The organism is Kitasatospora sp. NPDC001540, assembly GCF_042894345.1.
GTDB lineage: Bacteria > Actinomycetota > Actinomycetes > Streptomycetales > Streptomycetaceae > Kitasatospora > Kitasatospora phosalacinea_C.
In genome coordinates this window covers 139,010-149,721 of record NZ_JBIAVO010000019.1, presented here as the reverse complement: position 1 = coordinate 149,721, position 10,712 = coordinate 139,010, and the positions used below count along the sequence as shown (strand labels likewise).

The 10,712-nt window shown below is 74.2% G+C and carries 8 protein-coding genes and 1 rRNA gene; 6 read left to right on the top strand and 3 right to left on the bottom strand.

Annotation, left to right across the window (positions count from 1 at the left end):
- Positions 1-93, bottom strand: a 16S ribosomal RNA gene (locus ACFY00_RS22675); the annotation flags it as partial.
- 643 nt (positions 94-736) lie between these two features.
- On the opposite strand from ACFY00_RS22675, the gene ACFY00_RS22670 reads away from it, so the two are divergent.
- Entirely contained in the window at positions 737-1,186 is a 450-nt protein-coding gene (locus tag ACFY00_RS22670; RefSeq protein ID WP_285738932.1) for a PTS glucose transporter subunit IIA, read from the top strand.
- A 26-nt stretch (positions 1,187-1,212) separates the two neighbouring features.
- On the top strand, positions 1,213-2,883 hold the full coding sequence (gene ptsP / locus ACFY00_RS22665) for a phosphoenolpyruvate--protein phosphotransferase (protein WP_388033271.1): 1,671 nt from the start codon (positions 1,213-1,215) through the stop codon (positions 2,881-2,883).
- 78 nt (positions 2,884-2,961) lie between these two features.
- On the opposite strand, the gene ACFY00_RS22660 is transcribed toward ptsP, so the two are convergent.
- The gene (locus tag ACFY00_RS22660) at positions 2,962-5,010 is read right to left on the bottom strand and encodes an acetoacetate--CoA ligase (protein ID WP_388033270.1); all 2,049 of its coding nucleotides are present in this window, start codon (positions 5,008-5,010) and stop codon (positions 2,962-2,964) included.
- Between the two features lie 155 nt (positions 5,011-5,165).
- On the opposite strand from ACFY00_RS22660, the gene ACFY00_RS22655 reads away from it, so the two are divergent.
- Positions 5,166-6,728: a phytoene desaturase family protein gene (locus tag ACFY00_RS22655; protein WP_388033268.1), complete on the top strand. Its 1,563-nt coding sequence runs from the start codon at positions 5,166-5,168 to the stop codon at positions 6,726-6,728.
- Between the two features lie 42 nt (positions 6,729-6,770).
- Here ACFY00_RS22655 and ACFY00_RS22650 read toward each other — a convergent pair whose 3' ends face one another.
- Positions 6,771-7,340 carry an NUDIX domain-containing protein gene (locus ACFY00_RS22650; RefSeq protein ID WP_388033267.1) on the bottom strand — a complete coding sequence of 190 codons (570 nt, stop codon included), beginning with the start codon at positions 7,338-7,340 and terminating at the stop codon, positions 6,771-6,773.
- A 199-nt stretch (positions 7,341-7,539) separates the two neighbouring features.
- Between ACFY00_RS22650 and ACFY00_RS22645 the strand changes: the two genes are divergently transcribed.
- From ACFY00_RS22645 to ACFY00_RS22635, 3 genes are all read left to right on the top strand, one after another.
- Positions 7,540-7,851: a hypothetical protein gene (locus ACFY00_RS22645; RefSeq protein WP_388033266.1), complete on the top strand. Its 312-nt coding sequence runs from the start codon at positions 7,540-7,542 to the stop codon at positions 7,849-7,851.
- A 242-nt stretch (positions 7,852-8,093) separates the two neighbouring features.
- Positions 8,094-9,080 (top strand): UbiA family prenyltransferase, encoded by a 987-nt coding sequence (locus ACFY00_RS22640; RefSeq protein WP_388033265.1) that lies wholly within the window; start codon positions 8,094-8,096, stop codon positions 9,078-9,080.
- Positions 9,077-10,705 (top strand): AMP-binding protein, encoded by a 1,629-nt coding sequence (locus ACFY00_RS22635; RefSeq protein WP_388033264.1) that lies wholly within the window; start codon positions 9,077-9,079, stop codon positions 10,703-10,705. Before ACFY00_RS22640 ends, ACFY00_RS22635 begins: the two co-directional genes overlap by 4 nt.
- Positions 10,706-10,712 lie beyond the last annotated feature (7 nt).

The following is a 10,712-nucleotide window of genomic DNA, read 5'->3' as shown; positions in this document are numbered from 1 at the left end:
ACTGATCCACCCCGAAGGGCTTCACCGTTCGACTTGCATGTGTTAAGCACGCCGCCAGCGTTCGTCCTGAGCCAGGATCAAACTCTCCGTGAATGTCTCCACGAAAGAGCGGCACAGCGGCCAGCCGGAATAAGGCGGCCCCGTGCACTGCGTCCTCGCTAGTGTTTTACTTCAAAAGGAATCTCCAACCCCGACGAGATCGCCGAGGCCGGGGATGTCAACATATCTGGCGTTGACTTTTGGCACGCTGTTGAGTTCTCAAGGAACGGACGCTTCCTTCGACCGGCCTTCCGACCGCATCTCCGGGCGCTTCGTTCTTTCGTGTTCCCAGCTTATCAGAGGTTTTCGCCACCGTTTCACCGGCGTTTCCTCGAACTCGCTTTCGTTCGCCCCTCTCGGCGCGACTCCGGAACTGTACGGGGACCGGCGGCCGCAAAGCAAATCCGCCCCCGCACGGAGGGGCGGGCGGGGCGGGCGGGGGCTCACTCGGATGCCGTAGAGTGCGGCGGGGTGGCCAAGAGGACTAGACCACTTGAAGGTGGCGGGGGCGGCGGAGATGGTGCGGGGCGGACGGTTCGTGTGCGGCGAGGTTGGGGTGGGCAGCGATCTTCACCCGGGCGGCCTGCGGGGGTTATCGAATGAAATGTCCGAAGTTGACGTAATTTGGGGACAGTCGATCAATGGGCCGCTGCCCCGCGGCCGCACGCGATGTACTCCGTACCTGGGAGGCTCCACCATGACCACTGTCACGTCGCCGCTCGCCGGTCGCGCTGTCGGCCTCGCCAATGTTCCCGACCCGGTGTTCGCCGGGGCCATGGTCGGGCCGGGTACGGCGATCGATCCGTTGCGGGAGCCGATCGAGGCGGTGGCTCCGGTGGACGGGCAGGTGGTGTCGATGCATCCGCACGCGTTCGTGGTGATGGACGAGAACGGGCACGGGGTGCTGACGCACCTGGGGATCGACACCGTGCAGCTCAACGGGGAGGGGTTCGAGCTGCTGGTGCACAAGGGGGACCGGGTGCGGCGGGGGCAGCCGGTGATCAAGTGGAACCCGGCGGCGGTGGAGGCGGCGGGGAAGTCGCCGATCTCTCCGATCGTGGCACTGGAGGCGTCGGCGGAGCAGTTGAGCGGGGTGGCGGAGTCCGGTGAGGTGACGGCCGGTGGCGAGCTGTTCATCTGGAACTGACGGCGACGAATAAGGGGTTTCGGACCATGGAGCGGACGCTGCGGGGCGTGGGGGTCAGTCACGGGGTCGCCATCGGGCAGGTGCGGCACATGGGGACGGCGGTGCTGGAGCCGCCGGTGACCCAGGTGTCGGCGGAGGAGGTGCCGCGGGAGCAGGCCCGGGCGCGGGCGGCGGTGGACGCGGTGGCGGCGGACCTGACCGCGCGCGGGAACCTGGCGGGGGGTGAGGCGCAGGCGGTGCTGGAGGCGCAGGCGCTGATGGCGCAGGACCCGGAGCTGCTGGCGGACGTGAACCGGCGGATCGAGTCGGGGAGCAGTGCCGAGCGCGGGGTGTACGACGCGTTCGCGGCGTACCGGGAGCTGTTGGCGGCGGCGGGTGAGTACCTGGCGGGGCGGGTGGCGGACCTGGACGACGTGCGGAACCGGATCGTGGCGCGGTTGCTGGGGGTGCCGATGCCGGGGGTGCCGGACAGTGACGAGCCGTACGTGCTGCTGGCGCGGGACCTGGCGCCGGCGGACACGGCGCTGCTGGATCCGTCGCTGGTGCTGGGGTTCGTGACGGAGGAGGGCGGGCCGACCTCGCACAGCGCGATCCTGGCGCGGGCGATGGGGGTTCCGGCGGTGGTGGCGCTGGCGGGGGCGACGGGGTTGGCGGAGGGGGTGGTGGTGGCGGTCGACGGGTCGTCGGGCGAGGTGCTGGTGGAGCCGGGGGCGGAGCGGCAGGAGGAGTTGCGTCGGCAGGCGGCGGAGCGGCAGGCGGCGTTGGCGGCCTCGACCGGGCCGGGGCGGACCTCGGACGGGTTCATGGTGCCGTTGCTGGCGAACGTGGGCGGTCCGGCGGACGTGGCGGCGGCGTTGGAGAACGGGGCGGAGGGCGTCGGGCTGTTCCGGACGGAGTTCCTGTTCCTGGACGACTCGGCGCGGGCGCCGAGCGAGGACAAGCAGGTCGAGGCGTACCGGAAGGTGCTGGAGGCGTTCCCGGGGGCCCGGGTGGTGGTGCGGGTGCTGGACGCGGGGGCGGACAAGCCGCTGGACTTCCTGACGCCCGGGGACGAGCCGAACCCGGCGCTGGGGGTGCGGGGGCTGCGGACGCTGCTGGAGCACCCGGAGGTGCTGCGCTCGCAGTTGCGGGCGCTGGCGCGGGCGGCGGAGGGGTTGACGGTGCGCCTGGAGGTGATGGCGCCGATGGTGGCGGACGGGGTGGACGCGCGGGCGTTCGCGGCGGCCTGCCGGGAGGTGGGGCTGGACGCGAAGTACGGGGCGATGGTGGAGATCCCGTCGGCGGCGCTGCGGGCGGCGGCGGTCCTGCGGGAGGTGGAGTTCCTGTCGCTGGGGACGAACGACCTGGCGCAGTACGCGTTCGCGGCGGACCGGCAGGTGGGGTCGTTGGCGCGGCTGCAGGATCCGTGGCAGCCGGCGCTGCTGGACCTGGTCGCGGCGGCGGCGGACGCGGCGAAGGCGGCCGGGAAGAGCTGCGGGGTGTGCGGGGAGGCGGCGGCGGACCCGTTGCTGGCGTGCGTGTTGACGGGGCTCGGGGTGACGAGCCTGTCGATGGGTGCGGCGGCGATCCCGTACGTGCGGGCGGCGTTGGGGCGGGCGACGTTGGCGCAGTGCCAGCGGGCGGCGGGGGCGGCGCGGGCGGCGGACACCGCCGGGGAGGCGCGGGAGGCGGCGCGGCGGGTGCTGTCCGGGGAGTAGGGCGGGTGTGGGTCTCCCGAGGGGTCGCTGCCACCGTGGGGGGTGGCGGCGGCCCCTCGGGGCCGGTTCGGTTGCGGGTCAGGGCTGCTTGCGGGTGGTGGCGAGCTGCTCGAAGAAGCGCAGGTGGTCGAGGTTGTCGACGGAGCCGGGGTTGACGGCCCGGTCGAGGGGGGTGCCGCCGAGCAGGCGCTTGACGGGGACTTCGAGGCGCTTGCCGGTGAGGGTGTGCGGGAGGCCCGCGACGGTGATCACCTCGTCGGGGACGTGGCGCGGGGACAGTTCGGTGCGCAGCGAAGTGCGGATGCGGGCGGTGAGGTCCTCGTCGAGTTCGGCGCCGGGGGTGAGGACGACGAACAGCGGCATCCAGTAGCCGCCGTCGGGTTCTTCGAGGCCGATGACCAGGGACTCGGCGATCTCGGGGAGGCGTTCGACGACCTCGTAGATGTCGGCGGAGCCCATCCGGACGCCTTGGCGGTTGAGGGTGGAGTCGGAGCGGCCGTGGATGACGACGGTGCCGCGGCTGGTGGCGGTGATCCAGTCGCCGTGGCGCCAGGTGCCGGGGTAGGTGTCGAAGTAGCTGTCGTGGTAGCGGTGGCCGTCGGGGTCGTTCCAGAAGCCGGTGGGCATCGACGGGAGGGGCTTGGTGACGACGAGCTCGCCGACGGTGTCGGTGTGCGGGTGGCCGTCGGCGTCCCAGGACTCGACGGCGGCGCCGAGGCAGGGGGCCTGGATCTCGCCGAGGTGGACGGGGAGGGTGGGGACGCCGCCGACGAAGCAGGAGCAGACGTCGGTGCCGCCGCTGACGGAGGCGAGCCACAGGTCGGGCTTGACCTCGTCGTAGATCCACTGGAAGCCGTCGGGCGGGAGCGGGGAGCCGGTGGTGCCGAGGCAGCGGACGGCGGAGAGGTCGAGGTCGCGGCCGGGGTGGAGGTCGGCCTTGCGGCTGGCGATGACGTAGGCGGCGGAGGTGCCGAGGACGGTGGCGCGGGTGCGGGCGGCGACGGACCAGAGGGCGCCGGTGTCGGGGTGTCCGGGGCTGCCGTCGTAGGTGACGATCGTGGTGCCGGTGAGCAGGCCGGCCAGGAGGAAGTTCCACATCATCCAGCCGGTGCTGGTGTACCAGAGGAAGCGGTCCTCGGGGCCGAGGTCGAGGTGGAGGGCGGCCTGCTTGAGGTGCTCGACCAGGATGCCGCCCTGGCTCTGCACGATGGCCTTGGGGAGGCCGGTGGTGCCGGAGGAGTAGAGCACCCAGAGGGGGTGGTCGAAGGGGACGGGTTCGAAGCGGGGCTCGACGTCCGAGGAGACCAACTCGTCGTAGGGGAGGGTGCCTTCGGGGGCGGGGGTGTCCAGGAGGGGGACGTGGATGACGGTGGTGAGGGTGGGGAGTTCGCGGCGGAGTTCGGCGACGACCTCGGTGCGGTCGTGGTCCTTGCCGCCGTAGTGGTAGCCGTCGACGGCGAACAGGACGGTGGGTTCGATCTGCTGGAGGCGGTCGAGGACGCTGCGGGCGCCGAAGTCGGGGGCGCAGCTGGTCCAGGTGGCGCCGACGGCGGCGGTGGCGAGGAGGGCGACGGCGGCCTGCGGGATGTTGGGCAGGTAGGCGCTGACGCGGTCGCCGGGGCGGACGCCGTGGGCGCGGAGGGCGGCGGCCAGGGAGCCGACCTGGCGGCGGAGTTCGGACCAGGTGGTGACGGCCGGCTCGGCGGCGCGCTCGTCCAGGTGGAGGATGGCGGGGCGGTCGGCGTTGGCCGGGTCCTCGGCGGCGCGCAGGGCGTGTTCGGCGTAGTTGAGGGTGGCGCCGGGGAACCAGGTGGCGCCGGGCATGGTGGCGGGTTCGGCGAGGACGGCGGTGGGCGGGGTGTGGAAGCGGACGTCGAAGTACGCGGTGACGGCCGTCCAGAAGCGGCTGAGGTCGTCGGTGGACCAGCGGTGGAGGTCGGCGTAGCGGGCGGCGGCCTCGGCGTCGGTGGTGACCGGTGCGAGGGGGGCGGCGGGGGCGCCGTGGTGTTCGGCGGCCCAGCGCTGGAAGTCGACCAGGCGGCTGGCGGCGGCGCGGGCGGGGTCGGGGCGCCAGAGCGGTTCGGGCTGCGGGTGCTGCTGGTCCTGGGGGGTCGGAGGGGTGCTCACGTGGTGGTCTCCAGGCCGTGGTGGGGACGGCTGGGCTCGTGGCGGGCCGTCCGTGGGTGCTGACGGTGCTGACCATGCCACGTGATCGTCCGGGGGTCCAGGGTCGCGCGGTCGGGGTGCTGGTGGGGGCGGGTGGGAGGTGGTAGACCGGCGGGATGACGGTGGCTTATGACGTGGTGATCGTGGGTGGCGGGCACAACGGGCTGGTGGCGGCCGGGTACCTGGGGCGGGCCGGGCTGCGGGTGCTGGTGCTGGAGCGGTTGGGGCACCCGGGCGGGGCGGCGGTGTCGGAGCGGGCGTTCGCGGGGGTGGACGCGCGGCTGTCGCGGTACTCGTACCTGGTGAGCCTGTTGCCGCGGCGGATCCTGGCGGATCTCGGGGTGCGGGTGGAGTTGCGGCGGCGGCGGATCTCCTCGTACACGCCGTGGGAGCGGGACGGGCGGGTCGGGGGGTTGCTGGTGGACGGCGGGGACGAGCGGCGGACGGCCGAGTCGTTCCGTGAACTGACGGGTGGGGAGCGGGAGTTCGCGGCGTGGCGGGAGTTCTACGGGATGACCGGGCGGGTCGCGGAGCGGGTGTTCCCGTCGTTGACGGAGCCGTTGCCGTCGCGGGCGGAGCTGCGGGCGCGGGTGGACGATCCGGTGGCGTGGGCGGAGTTGTTCGAGCGGCCGTTGGGCGAGGCGCTGGAGCGGCGGTTCGCGGACGACGTGGTGCGGGGGGTGGTGCTGACGGACGCGCTGATCGGGACGTTCTCGCACGCGCACGATCCTTCGCTGCGGCAGAACCGTTGCTTCCTGTACCACGTGGTGGGCGGCGGGACGGGTGACTGGGACGTGCCGGTGGGCGGGATGGGGGCGGTGACCGGGGCGTTGGCGGAGGCGGCGCTGGCGGGCGGGGCGGAGCTGCGGACGGGGTGCGAGGTGGTGGCGGTGGATCCGGGGGGCGCGGAGGGGCCGGCCGAGGTCGGGTACCTGGATGCGGACGGGGTCCAGCGGCGGGTGGGGGCGCGCTGGGTGCTGTGCAACGCGGCGCCGGTGGAGTTGGAGCGGTTGCTGGGCGGGGCGGGCGGCGGGGAGCGTCCGGAGGGGGCGCAGCTGAAGGTGAACATGCTGCTGCGCCGGTTGCCGCGGCTGCGGGACGGGGCGGTGGACGTGCGGGACGCGTTCGGGGGGACGTTCCACGTCGCGGAGTCGTACCGGGAGCTGGAGGGGGCGTACCGGGAGGCGGCGGCGGGGCGGTTGCCCTCCCCCGCGCCGTCGGAGATCTACTGCCACTCGTTGGCGGACCGGTCGATCCTGGGGCCGGGGGTGCCGGAGGGGACGCAGACGCTGACGCTGTTCGGGTTGCAGGTGCCCGCGCGGCTGTTCGCCGGGGATCCGGAGGGGGTGCGGGAGGCGGCGTTGGCGGGGGTGCTGGGGGCGCTGGACGGGGTGCTGGCGGAGCCGTTGGCGGACTGCCTGGCGGTGGACGCGGAGGGGCGGCCGTGCCTGGAGGTGCGCGGGCCGTTGGACCTGGAGGCGGACCTGCGGCTGCCGGGCGGGAACATCTTCCACCGGGACCTGGCGTTCCCGTTCGCGGGTGAGGGGCCGGACGCGGGGCGGTGGGGGGTGGGGACCGGGCGGCCGCGGGTGCTGGTGTGCGGGGCCGGGGCGGTGCGCGGGGGCGGGGTGAGCGGGATCCCTGGGCACAACGCGGCGATGGCGGTGCTGGGGCGGTAGCGGTGGCCGGGCCCGGCGGGTGGTCGGGCCCGGCCGGTGGGTTCAGGGGGCGGGTTCGGTGGTGAGGTGGAGGTACTCGCCGTCGAACCAGGAGCGGGCGACCCGGGTGTGGAAGGGGAAGGCGAGCGGGGTGTCGGCGGTGGCGAGTTCCCAGCCCTCGGTCTCGTCGGTGGGGACGGAGGGCGGCAGGTCGGCCAGGTCGCGGGCCGGGAGGAGGCCGAACAGGCAGAGGAAGCCGCCGCGGTTGTCGGAGTCGGTGGCGACCAGGCGGACGTCGGCGGCGTCGGCCAGGATGCCGGTCTCCTCGCGCAGTTCGCGGACGGCGGCCTGCTGCCAGCTCTCGCCGTAGTCGACGTAGCCGCCGGGCAGGGCGAGCAGGCCGTAGCCGGGCTCGATGGTGCGGCGGATGACGGTCAGCCGGGTGTCGCCGTCGGGGAGGCGGACCGGGAGGAGGGCGACCGTGACGGGGAGCGGGTTGCGGTAGCTGATCTCGCCGCAGCCGGGGCAGGTGCGCGGCCAGGCGTCGGTGCCGGCCGGGTACGGCGCTCCGCACCAGTGGCAGTGGGTGTGGGGGCCGAAGGGGGCGGGGCGGGCGGACGGCTGGGTCGTCATGGGGGCGATGGTAGTCCGGGCGGGTGACGGGCGGGGCGGAGTCGGTGCGGGGCGCGCGGTGGCGCGGGTGGCGCGGGGCGGACGGGGGCCGGCCCCCGCCGGGCGGGTGAATCCGGCGGGCGCGGTTGGAATTCGACGGTGTGCGCACGGTAGCGATGGGGGTGCCCGTGACGGACGCGGGAGTGGGACGTACCGAAGGATGATTGTGCGAGCGATTCTGGTTTCCCTGGTGGCGCTTGGTTCGGTGCTCGGACTGGCGGCTCCGGCGCCCGCGGCGGCGCGTGCGGCGAGTGGTGACGTGGTGGTGTTCTCGACCGAGGCGCAGCCGCTGGACACGTACACCGATCCGGCCGGTTGTCAGCAACTTCCCACGGTGGCACACGTGTTGACCAATCAGACGGACCGTCCGGTGAAGGTCTACGGCAATCCGTTCTGTCTGGGGCCCTCGGTGGTGGTGCAGCCGGGTCACGGGACGCACGTGCCGGGCGGGGCGGGGAGCTTCTCCGCGTAGGGCGGATTGTGGAAAAGCGGTCGGATGATCGCACGGGCGGTCGGGGAAATACCCGATCGCCCGCTTTTTGTTTGATCACAGAAATGCGTCCGAACGGTCGCCCTATGTCATGATGGCGATCGCCGACTCCTGGTCCGCCGTGATGAATTGGCGCACCGTCAGCGCGGTCGGCCCGTTGTCTCCGGCCCCCCGCGGCAGTCGCGTCCCGGGTTGCGGCCACCGTCGAGAGGACTGCGTTTCCCGTGGAGCACGTCGCCCTTCCCGCCGCCGCCGAGGCGGCCCCGGTTCCCTGGCGGGCGTACGCCAGGCTGGCCAAGCTCGACATCTGGGACTACTACCTGAGCGTCCCGCTGGTGGCCGCGATGGTGCTGGCCGCCGGCTCGGGGGCCGGCTGGTCGGGGGTCGGGGCGGGGACGGTGCTGCTGGTGCTGGTGCTGTTCCTGGGCGGGGAGGTCGCGATGAGCGCGGCCATGTGCACCTTCGACGACGTCACCGGGTACCGGGACGGCAGCGACGCGGTGAACTACGGGCCGGACGCGCCCGCCCGGCGGCTGGCCCGCAAGCCGCTGGTGGCCGGGACGCTGACCGAGCGGCAGGCGATCCGGTTCGGCTGGGCGAGCGTCGCGGCGTGCGTGCTGTGCTGGGCGGCGGCCGTGGCCGCGGCGCCCGCCAGGCCCGGGTGGGCGCTGGCCGGAACGGCGGCGCTGGCGGTGTTCGGCTTCCAGTACACCTGGTGGCTGCGGATCAGCTACAACGGCTTCCAGGAGTTCTTCCTCGCCGCGCTCGGCTGGTTCTTCGTGCTGCCGCTGTACGGGCTGCTGACCGGGCGGTTCGACGGCTTCGCGGTGGTGCAGGCGCTGGTGTTCGGGCTCGGCCCGCTGCTGTTCGGCGTCTACTCCAACACCAACGACATCGCCGGGGACCGGGCGGTGGGGCGGAGGACCGCCGCGGTGCTGCTGTCGCCGCGCGGCAACGCGGCGTTCGTGGCCGGGTGCTCGGCGCTGGAGGCGGTGCTGCTGGTGGGCTCGGCGGTGGCCGGGTACGCGCCGTGGTGGTTCCCGCTGGTGATGGCGCCGGTGGTCGCGCTGCGGGCCCGGCAGTGGGTGCTCGGGTTCGTCCGGGGCGAGATCCTGCTCGCCCGCCGGCTCGGGATCCACCTGCACCGGGTGTGCTGCGCGCTGCTGGTCGGCGTGGACCTGGCGCTCGCGGTGACCGGCGGTGGGCTGTGAGCGGCGGACTGGGCGCGGCGTTCGGGCGGCTGCCGCTCGACCTGGGGCCGCTGTTCGACACGCTGGCCGAGCAACGTCCTTCGGTCGACGTGCGGTTGGGCCGCCCGCTGGACCTGGCGCCGGAGCGCGGCACCTCGTACGACACCGCGCGGCTGGCCGAGCTGGTGCGGGAGACCGCGGCCTGGCTGGCGGCGGCCGGGGCCGGGCCCGGCTCCTCGGTGGCGGTGGTGAAGCGCAACCACTGGGACTACGTGCTGCTGGCCTGCGCGGCGGCCCGGATCGGGGCGGTGCCCGCGCTGCTCTCGGACCGGGTGCCGCCGGACGCCCTGGCCGTGCTGCTGCGGCGGCTGCGGCCGGACGTGCTGGTCACCCAGCGGGACGTGCTGGGCGGGGCGCGGGCCGCCGGGGTGGAACTGACCGCGCTGGCCGGGCGGACGGTCTGCCTGGACGGGGCGTGGGAGGGCGCCCTGGCGGTGGACGAACTGCGCGGCGGGCCGGTGCCGGGCGTGCGCACCCGCGGCGAGGACGAGCCGCTCGCGGTCATCCACACCTCCGGCACCACCGGCGTCCCCAAGCTCGTGGTGCACTCCACCCGGACGCTGATCCGGCGGCTGTCCGCGTTCGAGGCCCGGCCCTGGCCCGTCCTGTCGGCGCGCCGCGGGGACACCGTGGCGAGCGCCATCTCCTTCGCCCACGGGCGGGCGCTGACCTGGACCGTCAGCGCGTTCTGGCGGGCGCCGCGGACCGTCGTCCTGCTGCCCGACCCGGACCCGTCGACGGCCGCCGCGCTGCTGCGCAGCCACCCGCCGACCGTGCTGGAGGCGCTGCCGTCCAGCTACGTGCGCTGGCAGCCGCTGGCCGCCGGGGCGGGCAACCCGTTCCGGGACGTGCGGCTGTTCATCTCGACCTTCGACGCGATGCACCCGCCGACGGTGCGGACCTTCCTGGAGGCCACCCGGCGGCGGCGGCCGCTGTGGATGCAGGGCTGGGGGCAGAGCGAGACCGGGCCGCTGAGCTTCCGCTTCCTCACCCGGGGCGCGCTGGCCGCCGCCGGTGAGCGGCACCCGACCACCCGCGACCTGGGGCGCCCGGTGCCCGGCTGGGTGCGGGTCAGGGTCTGCGACCCGCAGCGGCCCGGACGGACCGTGCGCCCCGGCGAGACCGGACTGCTGTACGCCCGCACCGGGGCGCTGTGCCTGGGCTACCTGGACGAGCCGGAGCGCTGGCGGCGCAAGCTCCACCGCGGCTGGTTCAACACCGGGGACCTTGGGACGCGGACCCGCGACGGCCGGGTCCTGGTGCTGGACCGGGAGGTCGACATGGTGCCCGGGCTGAGCTGCGTCGAGGTCGAGGACGTGCTGCACGAGCGGCTGCCGGACGTCGAGGAGGCCGTGCTGCTCTCCGTCGCCGACGGCCGCCCGCAGCCGGTGCTGGTCACCGCCGACGGCACCCTCGACCCGGCCCGCTGGCGGGACGCGGTGCGCGACCTGCCGCCGCTGGCCGAACCGCTGGTGGTCGGCCGGGACGCGGTGCCGCGGACCGCCACCGGGAAGGTGCGGCGGCACGAGCTGCGGGAGCGGGTGCTGGCCGGGAGCGCCGGGATCGGGACCGGGCTGTGGACGTGAACTCCCT

Coding starts and splice junctions, on each gene's coding strand:
- ACFY00_RS22670 (WP_285738932.1), top strand. CDS start 737: ATGACCACTGTCACGTCGCCGCTCGCCGGTCGCGCTGTCGGCCTCGCC.
- ptsP (WP_388033271.1), top strand. CDS start 1,213: ATGGAGCGGACGCTGCGGGGCGTGGGGGTCAGTCACGGGGTCGCCATC.
- ACFY00_RS22655 (WP_388033268.1), top strand. CDS start 5,166: ATGACGGTGGCTTATGACGTGGTGATCGTGGGTGGCGGGCACAACGGG.
- ACFY00_RS22650 (WP_388033267.1), bottom strand. CDS start 7,340: ATGACGACCCAGCCGTCCGCCCGCCCCGCCCCCTTCGGCCCCCACACC.
- ACFY00_RS22645 (WP_388033266.1), top strand. CDS start 7,540: ATGATTGTGCGAGCGATTCTGGTTTCCCTGGTGGCGCTTGGTTCGGTG.